A 21,423-nucleotide genomic window follows, 5' to 3' on the forward strand; every position below is an offset into this window, starting at 1 on the left:
GCATGGGTCGGGACGTCCGACACGACCCCGTAGTGTTGAGGTCGTGACCGTGAACGCTAAGACCAGCGCCACCGCTGGCAACACCTGGCGAGACCTGCCCGCGGCGCAGCAGCCCGAGTACCCCGACACCGAGGCTCTGCGCGCAGTTGTTGCGGACCTCGAGTCGTATCCGCCGCTCGTCTTCGCGGGCGAGTGCGACCAGCTGCGCGCCCGGATGGCGGCCGTCGCCAAGGGAGAGGCGTTCCTTCTCCAAGGCGGCGACTGTGCCGAGGCCTTCGACGCGGTGTCCGCGGACCACATCCGCAACAAGCTGAAGACCCTGCTCCAGATGGGCGCCGTCCTCACGTACGCCGCCTCCGTGCCGGTCGTGAAGGTCGGCCGCATCGCCGGCCAGTACTCCAAGCCGCGCTCCAAGCCGACCGAGACCCGCGACGGCGTGACGCTGCCGACCTACCGCGGCGATTCCGTCAACGGCTTCGACTTCACCGAAGCGGCCCGGATCCCGGACCCCGAGCGGCTGAAGCGGATGTACCACGCCTCGGCCTCCACGCTGAACCTGGTGCGCGCCTTCACCACCGGCGGCTACGCCGACCTGCGCCAGGTGCACGCCTGGAACCAGGACTTCGTGAAGTCGTCCCCCTCGGGGCAGCGCTACGAGCAGCTGGCCCGCGAGATCGACAACGCGCTGAACTTCATGCACGCCTGCGGGACCGACCCGGAGGAGTTCAAGACGGTCGAGTTCTACGCCTCGCACGAGGCGCTGCTGCTCGACTACGAGTCCGCCCTGACCCGGGTGGACTCGCGCACCGGGCAGCTGTACGACGTCTCCGCGCACATGGTGTGGATCGGCGAGCGCACCCGGCAGCTGGACCACGCGCACATCGAGTTCGCGTCGAGGATCCGCAACCCCATCGGCATCAAGCTGGGCCCGACGACCACGGCCGAGGACGCGCTGCAGTACATCGAGCGCCTCGACCCGGAGCGGGAGCCGGGCCGGCTGACGTTCATCGTCCGCATGGGCGCCGACAAGGTCCGCGACAAGCTCCCCGAGCTGGTCGAGAAGGTCACCGCCTCCGGTGCCACCGTGGCCTGGGTGACCGACCCGATGCACGGCAACACCTTCGAGGCGGCCTCCGGGCACAAGACCCGCCGCTTCGACGACGTGCTCGACGAGGTCAAGGGCTTCTTCGAGGTCCACAAGGAGCTCGGCACCCACCCGGGCGGCATCCACGTGGAGCTGACCGGCGACGACGTCACCGAGTGCGTGGGCGGCGGCGACGAGATCTTCGTCGACGATCTGCACCAGCGCTACGAGACGGCCTGCGACCCGCGGCTCAACCGCAGCCAGTCGCTCGACCTGGCGTTCCTGGTGGCCGAGATGTACAGGGACCAGTAACGGGTCCGCCTGTTACCGGGCATCGACTGGGGCGCGGATCACATACGATCCGCGCCCCTCTCGTCTTTTGCGACTCCCACCCGGCGGGTAAGGTTAGGTTAGCCTCACCGATCAACGGGGACGGCATCCAGGAACGAACCCGGCGGGAGGTGGACCGCGTGTACGTCTGCAGTTGCTTCGGAATCACCGAGAAGCAGGTCAAGCAGCACGCGGACAGCGGCGCCTGTACTCCCCGCCAGATTGCCTCCGCCTGCAAGGCGGGCACGGACTGCGGGTCCTGCGTGCGCCGTATCCAGGCGATTCTGGGCAGGGGGGCCTGCCCGCGCCGTGAGCTGGCCGACCAGGGCCGGCCGACGCTCACGGAACTCGAGGACGCCGCCTAGGGGCCTGTTGTGTCGTCGTCGCCCGAAGGGCGGCCGCGCGGCAGACCCCACCTTCGCAAAAGGCCCTAGCTCGGCTGCTCGATCTGCTGCGCGATGTACAGCGCCTCGCCGATCTTGTCGATCAGCTCCAGTTGCGTGTCCAGGTAGTCGATGTGGTGCTCCTCGTCCTCGAGGATCGACTCGAAGAGGTTCGCGGACGTGATGTCGCCCTTGCTGCGCATCACCTCGATACCGCGCTTGAGGCGGTCGATCGCCTCCACTTCGACCTGCCGGTCGGCCTGGAACATCTCGGTTACCGTCTGGCCGACCCGTACGTGGAAGAGCCGCTGGTAGTTGGGCAGGCCGTCCAGCATGAGAATGCGTTCGGTGATCTTGTCCGCGTGCTTCATCTCATCGATGGATTCTTCACGCGTGTACTTGGCGAGCTTCGTCCAGCCCTTGTTGTCCTGGATCCGGTAGTGCAGCCAGTACTGGTTGATCGCCGTCAGCTCGCCGGTCAACTGTTCGTTGAGGAATTCGAGGACCTCGGGGTCGCCCTGCATAGCAGAGGCTCCTTCCACGCGGGGGAACTGGCAGGTTGCGCCGCATGATTCCACTGGTGAAGAAGATCGTCCAGTAAGTCTTCACTTAGTAAGTAAGGGCATGCTTAGTTCTGTTTGTTCCGTTTTGGTGTCGCCCGGGTCCGGGGCATCACCCGGGGTCTGTCAGGATGGAGTCATGGGTCAGCCGCTGGAGAACGCATCGGGAGAAGGGCGCGACTCAGCAGGAGTGACGCAGCCCGGGCTGCCCCCGGGGCAACGGGTGCAACGCGGCTGGCCGGTCACGCACTACGGGCCCGTCCCCAAGTTCCGGCCCGAGCGCTGGGAGTTCCGGGTCTTCGGAGCCACCGCCGGCGGCGGCAAGCACTGCTGGTCCCACGAGGAGTTCACGGCCCTGCCCCACACCACCGTCGTGGCCGATCTGCACTGCGTCACGAAGTTCAGCATGCTGGGCGCCGAGTGGGGTGGCATTCCCGCCCGCACGCTCCTCGACCTCGCCCCGCCCGCGGACGACGTCACCCATGTGATGGTGTGGGCCGAGTACGGATTCAGCTCCAATCTCCGGCTGTCCGACTTCGCCTCCGAGCAGGCCCTCTTCGCCACCCACAAGGACGGCGAACTGCTCACCGCCGAGCACGGCTTCCCGCTGCGCCTGATCGTGCCCCACCTGTACGCCTGGAAGGGCCCCAAGTGGGTGCGCGGCGTGGAGTACATGACCGCCGACCGGCGCGGCTTCTGGGAGGAACGCGGCTACCACAACATCGGCGACCCCTGGCAGGAGCAGCGCTACTCGTACCAGGAGGGCCCCGAGGACGGCCCCGGTCTCTGAGCCCTCAGTCGTCGCGCAGCTTCTTCAGCCGCTCCACGTCCGCCGCGTGCCCCTGCTTTCCGCCCGGCGTCTCGATGACCAGCGGCACGCCCTCGGTCGCGGGGTGGGTCATCAGGGCCCGGAACGGGTCCTCGCCGATGTGGCCGACGCCGATGTTCTCGTGCCGGTCCTTGTGGGCGCCCACCACGTCCTTGGAGTCGTTGGCGTGGATCAGCTTCAGCCGGCCCTCGCCGACCGTGTCCACCAGCAGGTCCAGTGTCCGGTGCATGCCGTCGGGGCCCGTCAGGTCGTGCCCGGCGGCGAAGATGTGGCAGGTGTCCAGGCACACGCCCAGCTTCGGATGGGCGTCCAGGGCCTCGAAGTACGGGCCGAAGTCCCAGGTCCGCGAGCACAGCGAGGCGCCCTGTCCGGCGGTCGACTCCAGCAGCAGGAACGGGTCGTCGTCACGGGTCAGCTCGTCGAGCAGCGGCAGCAGGTGCTCCCGTACCTGCCGCAGCGCCACGGGCCGCTCCTGGCCGCCGGTCGCGCTGCCCGTGTGCACGACCACGCCCCGCGCCCCGATCGCCCGGCCCCGGCGCAGCGAGTGCCGCAGCGATTCCACCGACCGCTCCACGGTGGCCTCGGTGTGCGAGCCGAAGTTGATCAGGTAGGGGGCGTGCACGTACGCCGGGATCGACTCCGCCTCGCACGCGGCGCGGAACGCCTCGTCCTGCTTCGGGTTGCCGGCCGGGGTGGCCCAGCCGCGCGGATTGGCGACGAAGACCTGCACGGTCTCCGCCTTGAGGTCACGGGCGTACGCCAGGCCGACGGAGTGGAGTCCACCGGCCACGGGGACATGGCCGCCCACGGGATTGCGGGGAGGGCCGGACAGCTGATTGTTCACCCGTTCAGGGTGTCATGCGCCCGGCCCCGTCCCGTCCGGGCTCCCTGCCCGCGTCCGTCACCTGATCTTGATGGTGATCGTCGAGCCCTTGGGCGCGGTCTCGCCGCCCTCGACCGACTGGCCCTTGACCGTGTCGCCGAACAGGCCGAGCAGGCCGCGGTCCTCCTTGACCTGGAACCCGGCGGCCTCCAGCGCCTTCCTCGCGTCGTCCACGCTGTCGCCGACCACGTCCGGGACCTCGATCATCTCGGGGCCCTTGGACACGGTCAGCGTCACGGTGGCGCCCTCGGCGACCTGCGTGTCGGCCTTCGGGGACTGCGCCGCGACCTGGCCCTTGTCGAACTCGTCCGAGGTGACCTGCCGGGGCGAGATCTTCATGCTCAGGCCGGCCTCCTGCAGCTCCTCCCAGGCGTCGTCCTCGCTCTCACCGGTGACGTCGGGGACGTCGACCGGGGCGCCCTTGCTGACGACGAGAGCGATCGCCGAGCCTGCCCGTCGCTCGGTGCCGGCGGCGGGCTTCGTGCTGATCACGTAACCCTTGTCCATGTCCTCGCTGAACTCCTGCGTGACCATGCCGGGCTCCAGGCCGTCCGACCTCAGCCGCTCCTTGGCCCGGGCCAGTCGGTACGCCGCCACATCCGGCACCTTCACCGTCTCCGGGCCGTCGGAGACGGTGAACGACACGGAGTCGTTGACACGGATACGGCTGCCCGGCTCGGGCTGGGTACCGATGATCGTGCCGCGCTCGACGGTGTCGCTGTAGTCGTGGCTGACCTTGCCGACCTCGAGCCCGGCGTCCTCCAGTTGCTGCCGGGCCTGCGCTTCGGTCTTCGACAGCAGCGCCGGGACCTTGGTGAACTGGCCGGAGTTGATGTACCAGACGCCCGCGCCGACCCCGAGGACCAGCAGCAGGGCGGTGACGATCGAGAGGACGCCACGCCGCGGCAGGCGTCCCCGGGGTGGTGGCGGAGGCGGCGTCCGCAGCCGGCTGGTGCGGTGCACCGCCGGCTCGGCGTCCTCGTCGACGGGCAGCGGCCGCGGCACCGTCAGCGCCCGCGGGATCACGCTCGTCCGGTCGTCGGCGTTGTCGTGGTCCGCCGTGAGCGCCTGCGGCGGCACCGCGTCCAGCTGGTCCTCGCTGAGCCGGCCGCGTCCGTCGCGGACCCGCGCGAGCAGCGCCACCGCGTCGTGCGGGCGGATCTCCGGAGTGCGGGCGGTCGCCGAGGCCACCATCTCGTCCAGCTCGTACGCCAGGCCCGGCACGGCGGCCGAGGGCGGCGGCACGTCCTCGTGCAGGTGCTTGTAGAGGATCACGGCGGGGGAGTCCCCGTCGTGCGGCTTGTCGCCGGTCAGCATCTCGTACAGCATCACGCCGCAGGCGTACACGTCGACGCGGGGGGCGGTGGTGCCGTTCTCTATCTGCTCGGGGGCGAGGTACGAGACGGTGCCGAGGACGGTGCCGGTGGTGTTCGTCACCGTGTCCACGGCCCGGACGAGCCCGAAGTCGGCGACCTTGACCCGGCCGTCGTCCCCTATCAGGACGTTCTCCGGCTTCATGTCGCGGTGCACGAACCCGGCACGGTGGGCGGCGCCCAGTGCGGCCAGCACCGGCTCCAGGATGTCCAGGGCGGCGCGCGGCTGCAGCGCCCCGCGCTCGCGCAGCACGTCGCGCAGAGTGCAGCCGGCGACGTACTCCATGGCGAGGTAGACGTACGAGCCGTCGGTGCCCTGGTCGAAGACCTGCACCACGTTCGGGTGCGCCAGCCGGGCCACCGACTTCGCCTCCCGGATGAACCGCTCGACGAACGAGCCGTCGACCGCGAGCGAGGGGTGCATCACCTTGAGGGCGAGGACCCGGTCGAGCCGGGTGTCCACGGCCCGGTAGACCGTGGCCATCCCGCCGACCGCGATCCGCGCGTCTACGCGATACCGGCCGTCGAGCACCTGCCCGACCAAGGGGTCCTGAAGGGTCGTGTCCACGCAGGCGAGTGTACGAGCCGCCACCGACAGCCCCGGCCCCCCGTCGGTTTCGGGGCGGGACTGCAGCCGACCTGTGACGTGTGCCCGGCCCGCCTACCGGAACGCGGGCCGCTCCGGATCCAGCGCGGCCATGCCCTCGGCCGGCGACGACGCCTGAGCGAAGTGCCGCCGCGGGATCCGCCCCGCCCGGTACGCCAGCCGCCCCGCCTCCACGGCATGCCGCATCGCGTCGGCCATCAGCACCGGCTCCTGCGCCCGCGTCACCGCCGAGGCGAGCATCACACCCGCACACCCCAGCTCCATCGCCAGCGCCGCGTCCGACGCGGTCCCGGCGCCCGCGTCCAGGATCACCGGCACGCGCGCGTGCTCCACGATCAGCTGGAAGTTGTGCGGGTTGCGGATGCCCAGCCCGGAACCGATCGGCGAGCCGAGCGGCATGATCGCCGCGCAGCCCACGTCCTCCAGCTTCCGCGCCAGCACGGGGTCGTCGTTGGTGTACGGCAGCACCGTGAACCCGTCGTCGACCAGTGTCTCGGCCGCGTCCAGCAGCTCGATCGGATCCGGCAGCAGCGTGCGCTCGTCGGCGATGACCTCCAGTTTGATCAGGTCCGTGCCGAGGGCCTCGCGCGCGAGGCGGGCCGTGAGGACGGCCTCCGAGGCGGTGAAGCAGCCCGCCGTGTTGGGCAGCACCCTGATGCCGAGCTTGTCGAGGACGGACAGCACCGAGCCGTGCACCGAGGCGTTCACGCGGCGCATCGCGACCGTCGTCAGCTCCGTCCCGGACGCGACCAGCGACCGCTCCAGCACGTCGAGACTGGGCGCCCCGCCCGTACCCATGATCAGGCGGGACGTGAAGGACGTACCACCGAGGACAAACGGATCGTCGGCCATGGTCAGCCTCCCTGGACTGCGGTGAGGACCTCCACGCGGTCTCCCTCGGAGAGGGGCGTGGACGGCCACTGTGTGCGCGGGACGACGGTTTCGTTGAGGGCGGCGGCCACTCCCGAGGGCGACGCGGTCAGCGACTCCACGACGGTGCCGAGAGCAGTGCCGGGCCGGACGTCCCGGGGCTCCCCGTTGACGGAGATGTTCATGCGGGCTGCTCCGTGAGTGCGGTGACGGTGCTGAAGCGCTTGGGGGTGAAGGGGCCGGCCTCCTCGGGGAGTTCACCCGTCGCCAGGGCGTGCGCCAGGGCGTCGCCGGTCACCGGCGTGAGCAGCACGCCGTTGCGGTAGTGTCCGGTGGCCAGCAGCAGCCCCTCCAGCCCGGTCGGGCCGAGCAGCGGCGCGTTGTCGGGGGAGCCGGGGCGCAGCCCGGCCCGGGTCTCGGTGAGCGGCAGCTCGGTGATGCCCGGCACCAGCTCGTGCGCGTCGCGCAGCAGCTCGTACACACCGCCCGCGGTCACGGTCGTGTCCCAGCCCAGCTCCTCGCTGGTCGCCCCGACGACCAGCTCGCCGCTCTCGCGCGGCACCAGGTAGACATGGCTGCCGCGTACGACCGCGCGCACGGTCCGGCTGAGGAACGGCCCGTGCCGCTGCGGCATGGTCAGCCGTACGACCTGCCCCTTCACCGGCCGCACGGGAGGCAGCACGTCCTCCGGCACCCCCGAGAGCCGCCCGCTGAGGCTGCCCCCGGCGAGCACCACCTGCCCGGCACCCAGCTCGCTCCCGTCGGCCAGGACGACGCCCGCGGCCCGGTCCCGTACGACGGTCAGCCGCTCCGCCCAGGCCCGGTGGACGACCACGCCGGCCCGCTCGCACGCGGCCACCAACGCCCCGGCCAGCCGACGGGGGTCGATCTGGTGGTCGCCGTCGACCCGCAGCCCGCCGCGCACGCCCGGCGCGAGCATCGGCTCCAGGCGCCGGCACTCGCGCCCCGACAGCCACTGCGACTCCAGGCCCGACTGCTGCTGCAGGGCGTGCAGTTCGCGCAGGTGGGCCCGGTCGTCGGCGTCCAGGGCCACGGCGAGGGTGCCGCAGCGGCGGTAACCGAGGTCGTGGCCGGTCAGCTCGGTGAGTTCGGACGCGAAGTCCGGGTAGCGCCGGGCGGAGGCCAGGTTCAGGCCGAGCAGGGTCTGCTCGCCGTAGTGCAGCTCGGTGACGGCGGCCAGCATGCCGGCCGCGACCTGCGCGGCTCCGCCGCCCGGCTCCGGGTCCACGAGGGCCGTGGCGAACCCGCGCTGCGCGGCCCGCCAAGCCGTGACCAGGCCGATGATCCCGCCCCCGACGACGAGGACGTCTGATGTGGCGGACGTATCCGATGCGGTGGACGTAGGCGACATGGGCGTCCAGCCCCTCCCTTCGCCGGCATGACCCGGATCAGGTTCGTACGGTCGGAGGCCGCCAGCCTCCCTCTCAGCCCGGTGCGTCCGGGCTCCCGCGAGTGCTTTACGTCGGCCACCCTAGCCCGAGGCGGCGGAGGGCGGTAAGAGAGCCTCCACCGGGGCCCGGGTCCGGCACCCGGGCGGCGACGTCGTACACGGGCCGATCGCGGGTACCCGGACAGACGGGCCCGGGCGGCGGGACGAGTGCTGTGGAGCAGGTCATGACGCGGGAGCAGTGACTGACAGAACGTCAGGTGTCTATGGTGATCAGGTGAGCGAGCAGACGCAGGAAACAGGCTCGTCCGCGCCGCGGCGCGTGGTCGTGGCGGGCGCGGGCATGGCCGGTGTGCAGACCGCGGTCGCCCTGCGGGAGCAGGGCTTCACCGGCACGGTGATCCTGATCGGCGCCGAGCCCCACCAGCCCTACGACCGGCCCCCCTTGTCCAAGGCCGTGCTGCTCGGCAAGGCCGAGGGCTCCGCCTTCGACGTCGACTTCGAGGCCCTCGGCATCGAACTGCGCCTCGGCTGCGAAGTGCTGGGCCTGCGCCCCGCCGACCATGAGCTGGACACAGAGGACGGACCCGTGCCCTACGACGTCCTGGTCGTCGCGACCGGTGCCGAACCGGTCCGGCTGCCCGGCGCGGAGGGCGTACCCGGGGTGCATCTGCTGCGCACCCTGGACGACGCCGAGCGGCTGCGGCCGGTGCTGGCCGGCCGGCACGACATCGTGGTCGTCGGCGCGGGCTGGATCGGCGCGGAGTTCGCCACGGCCGCCCGCGAGGCGGGCTGCGCGGTGACCGTCGTGGAGGCCGCCGAGCGGCCGCTGGCCGGGGCGCTGCCCGCCGAGGTCGCCGCACCGATGACCGGCTGGTACGCCGACGCGGGCGCGGTCCTGCGGACGAACGCGCGCGTGGCGCGCGTCGAGCCCGGCGCGGTGCTCCTCGACGACGGCTCGCGGCTGCCCGCCGACGCGGTCGTCGTCGGCATCGGCGCCCGCCCCGCGACGGCCTGGCTGGCCGGCTGCGGGATCGAGCTGGGCACCTACGGCGAGATCGTCGCCGACAAGCACCTGCGCACGTCGGCGCCGGATGTGTACGCGGTCGGCGACTGCGCGTCCTTCCCCTCCGGGCGCTACGGCGAGCGCCTGCTGGTCCACCACTGGGACAACGCCCTGCAGGGGCCGCGCACGGTCGCCGTGAACGTCGTCGGCCGGGCCTCGGGGGAGACCCCGGCGGTGTACGACCCGGTGCCCTACTTCTGGTCCGAGCAGTTCGGGCGGTTCGTGCAGTACGCCGGGCACCACGCCGCCGCGGACGCGACCCTGTGGCGCGGCGACCCCTCCGGTCCCGCCTGGACGGTCTGCTGGCTGCGGGGCGACCGGCTGGTCGCGCTGCTGGCGGTGGGCCGCCCCCGGGACCTGGCGCAGGGGCGCCGCCTGATCGAGTCGGGCACGCCGATGAACCCGGTGCTGCTGGCGGACCCGGCCCGGCCCATGAAGGCGGCTGCGGCCTAGGTGCCTGTTACCGGGGCCTCTGTGCCCGCCCGGCCGGACCGGGTCGGCTTCCGACTGTCGATGGTGGATGGCAGGCTTGTCACCGTGACCGAGATTGACGCAAAGATCGATGCTCTCGTCCCCGCCTGGCTCACCCTCCCCGACATCGCCGAACAGCTCGGCGTCGAGGTGACGCGTGTGCGGCAGCTGGTCAAGGAGGGCCAGCTGATCGCCGTACGCCGCGGTGAGAACCGCGCGCTGCACGTCCCCGCGGCGTTCATCGACGGGGACAAGGTCGTCAAGGGCCTGTCCGGGACCCTGACGCTCCTGCGGGACGACGGCTTCACGGACGAAGAGATGCTGGAGTGGCTTTTCACCCCCGACCCCAGCCTGCCCGGCACCCCGGCGCAGGCGCTCAGCGAGAACCGCGGCACGGAGGTGAAGCGCCGCGCCCAGGCGCTCGCGGTCTGACCCGCCCTCGCTCGAACAACCGTCCGGCGCCGTGTGAGCGGAGCCGGACCTGAACAACCGCCCGGTGTGGGGCCGTGGCCCGTGGGGTCACGGCCCGGGGACGGGCCGCGCCTGTTCGGGGCGGGTGGGGCTGCCGTGACCGCCCCGGGGCAGGCGTAAGGTGCCCGAGGCGCTCGCAGCGGGACGTGGGCGCTCGCTCCCGCGCCACGCCACGGAACGGGGGGCGCTTCGCGCCAGCACCATACGCAGTCGCACCTGCACCCGCACGGACACTCGGGCGCACCCGTACCCGCACCCACACGGGTACGACACCGACGTGCCCGTCGGCGCGCCGTACCCGTACGACCGGCGTACCCGCGGGCGGGCCCGCGCCACCGACACCCAGGGGGACACGCATGACCGGCACCGCCACCACCGCCCGGGCCCGGCTCGCCGACGCCCGGGTCTACCTGTGCACCGACGCCCGCAAGCGCCAGGGCGACCTCGCGCCGTTCCTGGACGCCGTGCTGGCCGGCGGGGTCGACATCGTGCAGCTCCGCGACAAGGGCATGGAGGCCGGCGAGGAATTGGAGCACCTGGCGGTCTTCGCCGACGCCTGCGCCCGGCACGGCAAGCTGCTCGCGGTCAACGACCGCGCGGACGTCGCACACGCCGCCGGCTCCGACGTCCTGCACCTCGGCCAGGGCGACCTCCCGGTCCCCGCGGCCCGCGCGGTCCTCGGCGACGACGTCCTGATCGGCCGTTCCACGCACGCCGAGTCCGAGGCGGCCGCGGCCGCCGTGCAGGACGGCGTGGACTACTTCTGCACCGGCCCGTGCTGGCCGACCCCCACCAAGCCCGGCCGCCACGCCCCCGGCCTGGGCCTGGTGCGCCACACCGCCGCCCTGGGCACCGACCGCCCCTGGTTCGCCATCGGCGGCATCGACCTCGGCAACCTCGGCGAGGTCCTGGACGCCGGCGCCCGGCGCGTCGTGGTCGTACGGGCGATCACCGAGGCCGACGACCCGGGCGCGGCGGCGGCCGAGTTCGCGAAGCGGCTGCGGGAGCGTGAGTGACGCCGGTCTGTCCAAGGGGTGGACAACAAGTGGACAAAGCGGTCAAATGTCAGCGTCCGGTTGGGGGACCGACGGCCCCTGGCTAACCTGCCGGTATGGCCCTCGGCACCGCATCCATCAGGTCGGACCACGCTCGCACGGTCCGCGACATGCTCGCGTCCGGCAAGACGACGTACTCGTTCGAGTTCTACGCCCCCAAGACCCCGAAGGGCGAGCGGAACCTGTGGAACGCGCTGCGCCGGGTCGAGGCCGTGGCGCCCGACTTCGTCTCCGTGACCTACGGCGCGGGCGGCTCCACCCGCGCGGGCACGGTCAAGGCGACCGAGGCGATCGCCTCCGACACCACCCTCACGCCGATCGCCCACCTCACCGCCGTCGACCACTCGGTGGCCGACCTGCGCAACATCATCGGTCAGTACGCCGACGCCGGGATCCGCAACATGCTCGCCCTGCGCGGCGACCCGCCCGGCGACCCGATGGGCGACTGGGTGCCGCATCCGCGGGGCCTCGCCTACGCCGCCGAGCTCGTCGAGCTGATCAAGGCCTCCGGCGACTTCTGCGTGGGCGTCGCCGCCTTCCCGGCGATGCACCCGCGCTCCACGGACTGGGACGCCGACGTCCGTCACTTCGTCGACAAGTGCCGTGCGGGCGCCGACTACGCCATCACGCAGATGTTCTTCCAGTCGGAGGACTACCTCCGGCTGCGTGACCGGGTCTCGGCCGCCGGCTGTGACACCCCGATCATCCCCGAGGTCATGCCGATCGCCAGCGTGCGGTCGCTGGAGCGGATCGGCTCGCTCACCAACGCCGCGTTCCCGGCCGCCCTGAAAGAGCGGATCCTCACAGCACAAGACGATCCGGCCGCTGTACGCTCCATCGGTATCGAATTCGCCACGGAGTTCTGTGCGCGGCTGCTCGCCGAGGGTGTGCCCGGCCTGCACTTCATCACGCTCAACAACTCCACCGCGACACTGGAGATCTACGAGAACCTGGGCCTGCACCACCCACCGCAGGCCTAGACCGTTCGCACCGGTATACGACACACTGCGTAGCGGCCACTGGGAGAGGGGCGTACATGGGCTGGGCGGTCCTCTACATCGCGTTCGGCATCGTCGCGCTGTGGCTGCTGGGCGAGGTGCTGCTGCAGTACAAGGCGCGGCTGCGCTGGCGGCTGCTCGCCTTCGGCGGCTTCCTCGGCGTCGTCATCGGTGTCCTGATCTCGCAGGTCGTCGTGATCGGACTGGGCGCCGCCGCCTTCGCGGTCGGCCAGACCTACGTGACCCTCTCGTTCCGCAGCGGCTTCGCGGCCGGCTGGGCGATGAACGCGCCCGTGCTGGGCGGCAGCAAGCGCCGGCGTGGTGAGCGCGGCAGCCGCCAGGAGCCGACCCTCGAGGTCTCCGGCCTGGAGGCCGCCGACGGCGGTTACGGCGACGAGGACGCCGGCCACCGCCGCGGCACCGCCGACTACGGCCAGGACTACGGCCAGGACGACGACTACGACCGCGACGACGTCTTCACCCCGGCGCGCCCCGGCCGTGAGACGGCCGCCGAGACCACCTCGGTCTACGAGCCGCAGCCCATGCCCGAGGACACCGGCTCCTACGGCGTCTACGGCGACAACGGATACCAGGGCCAGTCCCACGAGCAGTCGCACGACCAGTACGCCGCCCAGGGCGCCGACCCGTCCTACGGCTACGACTACTCGGGCTACGGCCAGCAGCAGGGCTACGACGCCACCGGCCAGCAGCAGTACGCCGCCTACTCCGACCCGTACATCGGCTCCTCGAACTACGGCGGCGGCTCGTACGACACCGGCTACGGCGACCAGCAGTACTACGGCCAGCAGGGCTACGGACAGGACCAGTACCCCGGCACCTACGGCGGAGAGACCCCGCCCGGCGGGGTGTGGGTCCCGCAGCAGCGCAACACCGACGAGTACGGGCAGGAACTGCCGCCGGAGCAGCCGTACCCGTACCAGGGCGGCGGGCAGCAGCCGCAGGGCAACGGCTTCGACGAGCAGTACCGCTTCTGAAGCCGGCCGCTCCTAGGCGACCTCACTTCACTGCGAGCCCCGGAACTCCGGTCCCTCCACGATCAGTCCCGCGACCAGCGCGCCCGACATGCCCGCGTGCGGCAGTCCGCCGCCGGGGTGCGCCCAGCCGCCGACCGTGAACAGGCCGGGTACGCGTGTGCTGTTGGACGGGTGCAGCAGCCGCCCGCCGGCCGCCGCCAGCGCGGGCACGGGCACCGCTCCGCCCTCCGCGCCCGTCGCGTCCGCGATGTCGGCCGGGGTGCGCACCTCCTGCCAGAGGAGGCGGTCGCGCAGACCGGGCAGGGCGCGTTCGGCGACGGTGACCATGTGTGCGGCGAGGTCGTCGTAGGACCGGTCGAGCCGCGCGGGGACCACCGTCGTGAGGGTGACCGCCTCGTGGTCCTCCGGAGCCGACCGCCGCTCACCGGGCCGCAGGACCGTCACCGTCGGATGCGGATGCCGCACCGCCGCGCCGAACAGGGCCTCCAACTCGGCCTCGCGGTCCTGGGTGTGGACCACCGTGCGGTGGGCGGTGCCCTCGGGGCGGGGGCCGCGCAGGGCGAGCAGGACCGTCAGCCGGCCGGCCGCCGCCCGCTGCGGAGGCACCTCGCCGGCGCCCCGCACCCCAGGGCCGGCGGTCAGCCGGTCCAGTACGCCAGGAGCGACGCCCGCCACCACGGCATCAGCCTCGGCGACCGTCCCGTCGGTGAGTTCGACCCCCGAGGCCCGGCCGTCCTTCTCCAGCACACCGGTCACCTCGGCGCCGAAACGGAACTCGACCCTCCGGGCCACGCACCGCTCGTACACCGCCCGGGCCAGCTCGCGCAGGCCGCCGCACACGTACCAGGTGCCGAAGGCGTGCTCCATGTACGGCAGGACGGCCGCGCTCGCCGGGGTGGTGCGGGGGTCCAGGCCGTGGGTCAGGGCGTGGCTCTCCAGGAGTGCGGCGAGCCGGGGGTCGCGCAGCTCCCAGGCGCCGATCTCGGCGAGTGTGCCGGCCCGGCGGGTACGCAGCAGCCGCTTGTGGGGCACCGCCGGGTAGGGCTCGCGGTCGGCCAGCACCTGCCAGTTCGGCCACAGCGGCTCCTCCAGGAGGGGCCGGCGGGTCCGGTCCCAGGCCTCGCGGGCCCGGACCAGGAAGTCGCCCCACCGCTTCCCGGCGCCCGCGCCGAGCCCCTCGTCCAGGGCGGCGACGACCCCCGCGCGCGAGGCGTTCGGCAGGGACACCCGTGTGCCGTCCGCGAAGACATGCCGGGACGACGGGTCGACCTGGACCAGCTCGACGCAGCGCTCCAGCGGCTCCTTGCCGGTCTTGACGAACAGGTCGCGGTAGACGGCGGGCAGCGGGAGCAGGCCGGGGCCCGTGTCGAAGGAGAACCCGTCGCGCTCGAAGCGGCGCAGCGCCCCGCCGTACGTGTCCGTCCGCTCGTACACCGCCACCCGGTGGCCCGCGACGGCCAGCCGGGCGGCGGCCGTCAGCGCGCCCATCCCGGCGCCGATCACCGCAATCCGTGCCATGCCAGGGACTTTATCGGCCCCCGCTGACAGCCCCTCGCCGACCACCTTCGAGTACCGGCGCGGACGTGATCGTGACCAGGCGGCGACGGAGCGTCCTGAGGTCGCGTGCGCAGGAGTGAGTACGCGTACCTAGACGCGGAGTTGAGTACGCGCGCGGATGGGGGACGACCTGCCGGAACGAGAGAGTGGAGACACGGAGAGGGGCACGGCTCCGGCACCGGCGACACGGGGCGCCGGAACGGGGCCGGCCCACGATCCGCTCCTTCCGTCGACGGCGTCGGCGGAAGCGAGGCACGGGGGAGAAACCGGGGGACGACCGCAACGGGGGTCCTGCGGGGGGAAGCACGGGGGAGCAGGGAAGGCGCCGGTTCGGGGTGGCCCGCGGGGGACGCGGCCACACCGGACCGGCGCCTTCACGTGTGCGCCGCCCGTCCCGTCAGCGGCAGCCGCTGACCCGACCCTGCAACAGCCGGGACAGGGCCGCGTGGACATCGTCCAGGGAGCGCTCCGGCTGGAAGGACTTCCAGTCCAGCGCGGCCACCAGGACCATGCCGACCAGCGCGGCCGCCGTCAGCGGGACGTCGATCTCGTCGCTGAACTCACCGCCCGCCACACCGTCGCGAAGGACGTCCTCCACGACCGCGACGGCCTGCTGCCGGACCACCATCAGCGTGGACTGCCAGGCCCGGTTGGTGCGCCACAGCTCGGCCACGTACAGCTGGGTGAAGGCCGGGTAGCGGTCGATGAAGACCAGCCCCGCCCGGATCATCGCGTCCAGGGCGCCGACCTTGCTGCCGCCCTCCGCGGCGGTCCGCTCGGCCGCCTCCCGCAGGGAGGCGGTGAGGAGACCGACCCCGTGCCGCAGCAGTTCCTCGAAGAGGACGGACTTGCTCGCGAAGTTGTAGTAGACCGTGCCCTTCGCGACCCCGGCACGCTCGGCGATCTCGTCCACGGTCGTGGCGGAGAACCCCTGCTCGGCGATGAGCGTGACGGCCGCCTCGTAGAGCTTCTGCCGGGTGGCCTCGCGGCGCGTGCTGCCGCCCGACGCGGCACTGCTGCTTTCCATGGTCCTGATTGTCACAGGAACCTTTCCGGGGGATGTCACCGAAGGGTTCACAGGGACAGCTCCGGGTGCAGCCGGTCCAGCGTCCACACCTGACGCCGGCGGGCCGCCACGGCGGTGAGCGCGAGGGCGCCCGCGGTGAACGCCGTCAGCACCACGCACGCGTGCCACACCGGTTCGAGACCACCGCCCGTGATGAGCCTGCGCAGAGCCTCGACGACGTAGCTCATCGGCAGGAAGGGGTGGAGCGCGTTGAAGAAGCCGGGGCTGGTCTGCACGGGGTACGTGCCGCCCGCCGAGGTCAGCTGGAGCATCAGCAGGGCGAGGACGAGGATCCGGCCCGCCGCACCGAAGCGCGCGTTCAGCCACTGCACGATCGCCGCGAAGCATGCCGTCACCAGGAACAGGAAGCCCACCGTCCCGGCCGCCCGCACCATCTCCAGGCCGACCGCCCAGTGCAGCACCGACATCAGGGCCACCGTCTGCAGCACCCCGATCGCCACCACCGGCAGCCAGCCCGCCAGCGCGATCCGCCACGCGGAGGCGCCCGCGGCGAGCGCGCGCCGGTTCATCGGCGTGATCAGCATGTACGCCACCATCGCGCCCACCCACAGGGACAGCGGGATGAAGTACGGGGCGAACCCGGTGCCGTAGTTGGGTGCCTTGTGCAGGTCCTGGGAGGCCAGCCGCACGGGGTCGGCCATGACCTCGGTGCGCCGGTCACGGTCCTGCTTGTCGTAGTCGGGGATCCGTTCCGCCCCGTCGTGCAGCCCCCCGGCGAGCTTCCCGGAGCCGTCGACCAGCTTGAAGATGCCGCCGTTGAGGTCCTCCGCGCCCGTCTTCAGCTCGCCGACGCCCTTGTCCAGGCCGACGGCACCGGTCTTGGCCTTGCCGAGCCCCTGGTGCATTTTCTTCGCACCGGCCGCGACCTGAGCCGCTCCGTCGTTCAGCTTGTTGATCTTCTCGACGGCGTCGTCGAGGTCCTCGGAGAGGTGCGGTGCGCGGTCGGCGAGGGCCTGGGACTGCTTCTGCAGTGTGGCGAGGTTCTTGTCGAGCTTGTCCAGGTCGCCGTCCTGGTCCGCGGTCAGCGTGTTGAGGTCGTCCGCGATAAGCGTCACGTCGGCGGCGGCGTCCTTGGCCTTCTTCAGGTCCGCGCAGGCGGGGTCGGGCAGGACGGGGTCCTCGCAGCGCCTGGCATAGACGTCGTCCAGCGTGCCGGAGGCCGCGCGGGCGCCCTTGGCGGCGGTCGGGGCCGCCTTCACCAGCGTGTCCAGGTGCTTGCGGATCACCCCGGAGGAGTCGGCGACGAGCTGGGCGGTGTCGCCGATGGTCTTCTCGTTGCCCTTGAGGAAGGGGCGGACCTTGCCGGCGGTGCCGTCGACCTTGCCGGCGAGCTTCCGCGTGCCGTCCGCGACACCCTTCGAGCCGTCCTCCAGGGCGCCCGCGCCCTTGGTGAGCTTCTTCAGGACCGTGGCCAGCTCGCCGCTGCCGTCCTTGGCGTCCTTCAGGCCGTCGGCGAGGTCCTTGGAGCCCTTCTCGGCCTTGCCGATGCCGCCCTTGAGCTGGTCGGCGCCCTTCGCCGCCTTCACGGTCTTGCCGTGGATGTCGGAGAACGACACGAAGATCTTGTCCAGGAAGGACCGGGACGTCTTGGCGGACGCGGCCTGCCGCACCTCGCCGAACACCGTCCGGGAGATCTGCCCGACGATGTAGTTGTTCGCGTCGTTCGTGTGCACCTGGAGGGCGCCGGTCTCGGGGGAGTTCCCGGAGCTGGAGGCGATGCGCTCGCTGAAGTCGGCGGGCATGGTGAGCGACAGGTAGTAGGTGCCGTCCTCGACGCCCCTGCGGGCCTCGGCGGCGCCGACCTCCCGCCAGTCGAAGGTCTTGCTGTCGTGCAGGCCCTTCGTGATGTCGTCGCCCGCCGTGATCTTCTTCCCGTCGGCGGTCGCGCCCTTGTCGTCGTTCACGAGCGCCACGGGGATCCGGTCCAGCCGGCCGTACGGGTCCCAGAACGACCACAGGTACAGCGCTCCGTACAGCAGCGGCAGCACCAGCAGCGCGACCAGCGCGGCGCGCGGGAGCTTGCCCCGGCCGAAGCGGCGGAGCTCAAGCGCGGCCAGTCTCGGCGAACGCATCGGCCTTCTCCTCTCCCTGGCCGGCCTGCTCGTCCTCGGCGGCCTGCTGATCGTCGCTGTCGTCGTGGCTCTCGCCGGTGGCCACCCGGACGGCGTCCTCGGGGGCCTCGCTGCACACCGCCAGGACCGTCGTCCCGGCGTCCGCGAGGGACCTGAGCAGGGCCCAGACCTGGTCCCGCTCGCCGTCCGAGAGCTTCAGGTCGGTGTCGTCGACGCCGAGCAGCCGCGGCCGGCCGACGAGCGCGAGGGCGAGGGACAGCCGCAGCGCCTCCAGGCGCTCCAGATCGCGTACGGCCGTGCGCGGCCCCTTGGGCAGCGCCTCCAGGTCGAGCCCGACGGCGGCGAGTGCCTCGTCGACCCGCTGCCCGGACGCGGCCGCACGCTCGCTCCGGGGGCGCAGCAGCCCGCGCAGGGAGTCGCCGAACCGCCGCTGGAGCAGCGCCCGTTCCCGCAGGTGCTCGCCCACGGTCAGCGCCGGGTCGAGGTCGGTGACCGTGGGGACGTGCGCCAGCGCGCTGACGCGGCGTACCGCCGACAGCTGCTTCGGCAGTCTCGCCTCGCCCACGGCCGCGGTGCCCTCCGTGACTTTCATCCGCCCCGTCAGCGCCAGCAGCAGGCATGTCCGCCCGGACCCTGACGGGCCCTCGACCGCGACGAGCGATCCCGGTTCGGCGTCGACGGAGAACCCGCGGACCGCCCACCCCCGTGGCCCTTTGATCCCAAGGCCCTCGGCGGCGACCCGCACCCCTCCCGTCCGTTCCCCCACGAGTCTCCCCTGAATTTGAACTGACTGGTCAGTGCAAAAAATACCCCGAACCTGTGAGCGAGACAAAACCGCAGGTCAGAACGGATTGTCAGTGCCATACCCCACGATGGGTCACATACGGCACTTCGTAACGGACGTGCCGTCACACAGACGACAGGAGGTTCGTCATGGCCAGCTATCACGCAGCAGCCGCCCGTCGGCGCCGTGCCACCGGCCCTGCCCCCTCACTGACCGGTCCGGCGAGCGACGTCCACCCCGTCATCCGCCGGGCCTCGGCCCCGCCCGCCGCCCTCAACCTGCTCGCCCAGGCCCGCGCCGGTCTCGACGAGGCCACCGTCCTGGAAACCCCGAACGAGCGCTACGCGACGGCCCACCTCGCCGCCCTCCGCACGGCCGCCGCCGTCCTCGCCGCCCGCGGGCGGCCGGAGACCTCGCCCCGAGCCCGCGCCAAGATCCGGAGCGCTTGGGAAGTGCTCCCCGAGATCGCGCCCGAACTGACCGAGTGGAGCGCCCTGTTCGCCTCCGGCGCCCGGCGCCGCGCCCGGGCCGAGGCGGGCATCCAGGACGCGGCCACCGTCCGGGACGCCGACGACCTGATACGGGACGTGGCGATGTTCCTGCGCCTCGTCGAGCGCATGCTCGTCCTCCAGCCCGTACTTCCGCAGCCCCGCCCGGACCAGGACCGGCCGGAGGCGCCGGGCAGCGGGAGGGACATGCCGGACGCGGGCTGACCGGGCGCCGGAGGCCCGGGCCCGCCCGGCGGCACGTGCTCATGCCGTCCCGGGACCGGCCATGCCGACCGCCGCGGCCGAGGCAATAGGGTGGGGGACGCCTGAAGTCTTCCCTCCCCGTGGCCGGGGCCGGGGAAGGCACCCCGTTCGCGCCGCCGTGCAAGAGGCGGTGCCGCGCCGAGGAGTCAACTGCCGTGTCGGACCCGATGCGCCCCCGCGCCTCACTCCGTACCGCTGTGGTCTGGGAGGTCCTCCAGGACGCCCTGGACCGCCGGGTCAAGGCCACGGGGCGGGAGTCGCTGGACGTCCTCGACACCGGAGGCGGCAGCGGCAACTTCGCGGTGCCCGTCGCCCGCCTCGGTCACCGGGTCACGGTCGTCGACCCGAGCCCCAACGCTCTCTTCGCCCTGGAGCGCCGAGCCGCCGAGGCCGGTGTCGCCGACCGGGTGCAGGGCGTGCAGGGCGACGCCCACGGTCTCTTCGACGTGGCCGAGCGCGGTGGCTACGACGTGGTCCTGTGCCACGGGGTCCTGGAGTACGTGGACGACCCGGCCGAGGGCGTGCGCAACGCCGTGGCCGCGCTGCGCCCGGAGGGCGTCCTCAGCCTGCTCGCCGCGGGTCTAGGCGGTGCCGTGCTCGCCCGGGCGCTCGCCGGGCACTTCAAGGAGGCCAGGCAGGCCCTCGACGACCCGAACGGACGATGGGGCACGGGTGACCCTGTGCCGCGCCGCTTCACCGCCGAGCAGCTCACGGGGCTGGTCGAGGGAGCCGGCCTCCGGGTCGGGGCCGTGCACGGCGTGCGGGTCTTCGCCGACCTCGTGCCCGGCGTGCTCGTGGACACCGAGCCGGGCGCCCTGGAAGCGCTGCTGAAGCTGGAGGAGGCCGCGGCCGAGCTCCCGGCCTTCCGCTCGGTGGCCACGCAGCTTCATGTGCTGGGCGAGACCGGCGGACCTGGTGAGACCAGTGGAAGTGGTGAAACCGGCGGGACTGGTGAAACACGCGGGACTGCTGAAGCCGGTGGGGCCGATGAGTCCGGTGGGACGGCAGGGGCCTGAGCTGCCTCGTGAGGCACCACCGCTGATCAGCGGCTTGCCTGTGCATGGAGTACGCCACAGGCCCCCCGAATGGGGGCTTGGCGCCGTATGATCGAGGGAGACCGTTCCGGCATGACGGGTCGGCCGCCGGGGAATGGAAGCCTCAGCGAGCCGGGACGTCCATGGCGGGTTCCGGTTGGCCAGTTGGCGCAGAGGGGCGGGTTTCACGGGGGCGATTCCCTGCCTATCCTGAAGAGACCCCCGGGTCGCCCCGGCGACTGCACGATGAGGAGGACTCCGTGCCGCTCTCGGAGCACGAGCAGCGCATGCTCGAGCAGATGGAGCGAGCGCTGTACGCCGAAGATCCCAAGTTCGCGACGGCGCTCGAGGGAAGCGGGCTGCGTACGTACACCCGGCGACGGGTCTACCAGGCGGTCGCGGGCTTCCTCGTAGGTATTGCGCTCCTCATGGCAGGTATGGTCGCCCAGCAGGTCTGGCTCAGTGTCGTGGGCTTCCTCGTCATGCTGGGCTGTGCGGTACTCGCCGTGACCGGCTGGCGCAAGGCCCCCAAGCCGGGTGAACAGGCCGCGGGTACCGCCGGAGAACCGCAGGCCAGACGTCAGGGCCGGCAGCGGCGCTCCATGATGGACCGCATCGAGCAGCGCTGGCAGAAGCGCCGCGACGAGCAAGGCGGCCATTAGCACCACGCGCAGCCTCTCCAGGACTACGTGAACACGTACGTCAGGGGGTGACCACCGAGCCGGTGGTCACCCCCTGACGCATGCGTGTACGG

21 protein-coding genes and 1 riboswitch are annotated in these 21,423 nt (G+C 72.1%); of the genes, 11 read left to right on the forward strand and 10 right to left on the reverse strand.

The window, feature by feature from the left end:
- Positions 1-43: 43 nt before the first annotated feature.
- Positions 44-1,396 carry a class II 3-deoxy-7-phosphoheptulonate synthase gene (locus ACZ5TL_RS11050; RefSeq protein WP_468589121.1) on the forward strand — a complete coding sequence of 451 codons (1,353 nt, stop codon included), beginning with the start codon at positions 44-46 and terminating at the stop codon, positions 1,394-1,396.
- A 158-nt stretch (positions 1,397-1,554) separates the two neighbouring features.
- Positions 1,555-1,779: a (2Fe-2S)-binding protein gene (locus ACZ5TL_RS11055; RefSeq protein ID WP_468589123.1), complete on the forward strand. Its 225-nt coding sequence runs from the start codon at positions 1,555-1,557 to the stop codon at positions 1,777-1,779.
- Between the two features lie 65 nt (positions 1,780-1,844).
- Here ACZ5TL_RS11055 and bfr read toward each other — a convergent pair whose 3' ends face one another.
- The gene (gene bfr, locus ACZ5TL_RS11060; protein WP_020272982.1) at positions 1,845-2,321 is read right to left on the reverse strand and encodes a bacterioferritin; all 477 of its coding nucleotides are present in this window, start codon (positions 2,319-2,321) and stop codon (positions 1,845-1,847) included.
- A 175-nt stretch (positions 2,322-2,496) separates the two neighbouring features.
- On the opposite strand from bfr, the gene ACZ5TL_RS11065 reads away from it, so the two are divergent.
- Positions 2,497-3,147, forward strand: a complete 651-nt coding sequence (locus tag ACZ5TL_RS11065; protein WP_468589125.1) for a sulfite oxidase-like oxidoreductase — start codon at positions 2,497-2,499, stop codon at positions 3,145-3,147.
- Between the two features lie 4 nt (positions 3,148-3,151).
- Here ACZ5TL_RS11065 and ACZ5TL_RS11070 read toward each other — a convergent pair whose 3' ends face one another.
- From ACZ5TL_RS11070 to thiO, 5 genes are all read right to left on the reverse strand, one after another.
- Positions 3,152-4,030: a deoxyribonuclease IV gene (locus tag ACZ5TL_RS11070; RefSeq protein WP_468589126.1), complete on the reverse strand. Its 879-nt coding sequence runs from the start codon at positions 4,028-4,030 to the stop codon at positions 3,152-3,154.
- A gap of 57 nt (positions 4,031-4,087) precedes the next feature.
- Positions 4,088-6,010 carry a Stk1 family PASTA domain-containing Ser/Thr kinase gene (gene pknB, locus ACZ5TL_RS11075; protein ID WP_468589128.1) on the reverse strand — a complete coding sequence of 641 codons (1,923 nt, stop codon included), beginning with the start codon at positions 6,008-6,010 and terminating at the stop codon, positions 4,088-4,090.
- Positions 6,011-6,103: 93 nt separating this feature from the next.
- Positions 6,104-6,901, reverse strand: coding sequence for a thiazole synthase (locus ACZ5TL_RS11080; protein ID WP_468589129.1), 798 nt, complete (start codon positions 6,899-6,901; stop codon positions 6,104-6,106).
- 2 nt (positions 6,902-6,903) lie between these two features.
- Positions 6,904-7,104, reverse strand: coding sequence for a sulfur carrier protein ThiS (gene thiS / locus ACZ5TL_RS11085; RefSeq protein ID WP_468589130.1), 201 nt, complete (start codon positions 7,102-7,104; stop codon positions 6,904-6,906).
- Positions 7,101-8,291, reverse strand: a complete 1,191-nt coding sequence (gene thiO, locus ACZ5TL_RS11090) for a glycine oxidase ThiO (RefSeq protein ID WP_468589131.1) — start codon at positions 8,289-8,291, stop codon at positions 7,101-7,103. The genes thiS and thiO overlap by 4 nt, the downstream gene beginning before the upstream one ends.
- A riboswitch (TPP riboswitch) is annotated at positions 8,289-8,400 on the reverse strand. Its footprint overlaps the gene before it by 3 nt.
- 204 nt (positions 8,401-8,604) lie before the next feature.
- On the opposite strand from thiO, the gene ACZ5TL_RS11095 reads away from it, so the two are divergent.
- From ACZ5TL_RS11095 to ACZ5TL_RS11115, 5 genes are all read left to right on the forward strand, one after another.
- Positions 8,605-9,846, forward strand: coding sequence for an NAD(P)/FAD-dependent oxidoreductase (locus ACZ5TL_RS11095; RefSeq protein ID WP_468589132.1), 1,242 nt, complete (start codon positions 8,605-8,607; stop codon positions 9,844-9,846).
- An 84-nt stretch (positions 9,847-9,930) separates the two neighbouring features.
- Positions 9,931-10,296, forward strand: a complete 366-nt coding sequence (locus ACZ5TL_RS11100) for an Rv2175c family DNA-binding protein (RefSeq protein WP_053671919.1) — start codon at positions 9,931-9,933, stop codon at positions 10,294-10,296.
- Positions 10,297-10,691: 395 nt separating this feature from the next.
- Complete coding sequence (gene thiE / locus ACZ5TL_RS11105) at positions 10,692-11,351, forward strand: thiamine phosphate synthase (RefSeq protein ID WP_468589133.1); 660 nt, start codon at positions 10,692-10,694, stop codon at positions 11,349-11,351.
- A 95-nt stretch (positions 11,352-11,446) separates the two neighbouring features.
- The gene (gene metF, locus ACZ5TL_RS11110) at positions 11,447-12,370 is read left to right on the forward strand and encodes a methylenetetrahydrofolate reductase [NAD(P)H] (RefSeq protein WP_468589134.1); all 924 of its coding nucleotides are present in this window, start codon (positions 11,447-11,449) and stop codon (positions 12,368-12,370) included.
- A gap of 56 nt (positions 12,371-12,426) precedes the next feature.
- On the forward strand, positions 12,427-13,383 hold the full coding sequence (locus tag ACZ5TL_RS11115) for an SCO2102 family sporulation regulator (RefSeq protein WP_468589136.1): 957 nt from the start codon (positions 12,427-12,429) through the stop codon (positions 13,381-13,383).
- 27 nt (positions 13,384-13,410) lie between these two features.
- Here ACZ5TL_RS11115 and ACZ5TL_RS11120 read toward each other — a convergent pair whose 3' ends face one another.
- From ACZ5TL_RS11120 to ACZ5TL_RS11135, 4 genes are all read right to left on the reverse strand, one after another.
- Positions 13,411-14,901, reverse strand: coding sequence for a phytoene desaturase family protein (locus tag ACZ5TL_RS11120; RefSeq protein WP_468589137.1), 1,491 nt, complete (start codon positions 14,899-14,901; stop codon positions 13,411-13,413).
- Positions 14,902-15,337: 436 nt separating this feature from the next.
- On the reverse strand, positions 15,338-15,967 hold the full coding sequence (locus ACZ5TL_RS11125; protein ID WP_468589138.1) for a TetR/AcrR family transcriptional regulator: 630 nt from the start codon (positions 15,965-15,967) through the stop codon (positions 15,338-15,340).
- A 47-nt stretch (positions 15,968-16,014) separates the two neighbouring features.
- A complete protein-coding gene (locus tag ACZ5TL_RS11130; RefSeq protein WP_468589139.1) occupies positions 16,015-18,099 on the reverse strand; it encodes a YhgE/Pip family protein in 2,085 nt (694 codons plus the stop codon).
- Entirely contained in the window at positions 18,071-18,865 is a 795-nt protein-coding gene (locus ACZ5TL_RS11135; RefSeq protein WP_468589140.1) for an ATP-binding cassette domain-containing protein, read from the reverse strand. The genes ACZ5TL_RS11130 and ACZ5TL_RS11135 overlap by 29 nt, the downstream gene beginning before the upstream one ends.
- A gap of 167 nt (positions 18,866-19,032) precedes the next feature.
- Between ACZ5TL_RS11135 and ACZ5TL_RS11140 the strand changes: the two genes are divergently transcribed.
- The 3 genes from ACZ5TL_RS11140 to ACZ5TL_RS11150 all read left to right on the forward strand — a co-directional run bounded on the left by ACZ5TL_RS11140 (position 19,033) and on the right by ACZ5TL_RS11150 (position 21,331).
- A complete protein-coding gene (locus tag ACZ5TL_RS11140; protein WP_468589141.1) occupies positions 19,033-19,596 on the forward strand; it encodes an SAV_6107 family HEPN domain-containing protein in 564 nt (187 codons plus the stop codon).
- A 194-nt stretch (positions 19,597-19,790) separates the two neighbouring features.
- Entirely contained in the window at positions 19,791-20,651 is an 861-nt protein-coding gene (locus tag ACZ5TL_RS11145; protein ID WP_468589142.1) for a methyltransferase, read from the forward strand.
- A 278-nt stretch (positions 20,652-20,929) separates the two neighbouring features.
- On the forward strand, positions 20,930-21,331 hold the full coding sequence (locus tag ACZ5TL_RS11150) for a DUF3040 domain-containing protein (RefSeq protein WP_468589143.1): 402 nt from the start codon (positions 20,930-20,932) through the stop codon (positions 21,329-21,331).
- Positions 21,332-21,423: the final 92 nt, after the last annotated feature.

The sequence above is a fragment of the Streptomyces sp. NPDC033136 genome, from assembly GCF_055578235.1.

What these genes read in the sequence shown, in the direction of transcription:
- thiE (WP_468589133.1), top strand. Translation starts at nt 10,692, where the DNA reads ATGACCGGCACCGCCACCACCGCCCGGGCCCGGCTCGCCGACGCCCGG.
- ACZ5TL_RS11125 (WP_468589138.1), bottom strand. Translation starts at nt 15,967, where the DNA reads ATGGAAAGCAGCAGTGCCGCGTCGGGCGGCAGCACGCGCCGCGAGGCC.
- ACZ5TL_RS11080 (WP_468589129.1), bottom strand. Translation starts at nt 6,901, where the DNA reads ATGGCCGACGATCCGTTTGTCCTCGGTGGTACGTCCTTCACGTCCCGC.
- ACZ5TL_RS11120 (WP_468589137.1), bottom strand. Translation starts at nt 14,901, where the DNA reads ATGGCACGGATTGCGGTGATCGGCGCCGGGATGGGCGCGCTGACGGCC.
- bfr (WP_020272982.1), bottom strand. Translation starts at nt 2,321, where the DNA reads ATGCAGGGCGACCCCGAGGTCCTCGAATTCCTCAACGAACAGTTGACC.
- ACZ5TL_RS11065 (WP_468589125.1), top strand. Translation starts at nt 2,497, where the DNA reads ATGGGTCAGCCGCTGGAGAACGCATCGGGAGAAGGGCGCGACTCAGCA.
- ACZ5TL_RS11115 (WP_468589136.1), top strand. Translation starts at nt 12,427, where the DNA reads ATGGGCTGGGCGGTCCTCTACATCGCGTTCGGCATCGTCGCGCTGTGG.
- ACZ5TL_RS11140 (WP_468589141.1), top strand. Translation starts at nt 19,033, where the DNA reads ATGGCCAGCTATCACGCAGCAGCCGCCCGTCGGCGCCGTGCCACCGGC.
- thiO (WP_468589131.1), bottom strand. Translation starts at nt 8,291, where the DNA reads ATGTCGCCTACGTCCACCGCATCGGATACGTCCGCCACATCAGACGTC.
- ACZ5TL_RS11130 (WP_468589139.1), bottom strand. Translation starts at nt 18,099, where the DNA reads ATGCGTTCGCCGAGACTGGCCGCGCTTGAGCTCCGCCGCTTCGGCCGG.
- thiS (WP_468589130.1), bottom strand. Translation starts at nt 7,104, where the DNA reads ATGAACATCTCCGTCAACGGGGAGCCCCGGGACGTCCGGCCCGGCACT.
- metF (WP_468589134.1), top strand. Translation starts at nt 11,447, where the DNA reads ATGGCCCTCGGCACCGCATCCATCAGGTCGGACCACGCTCGCACGGTC.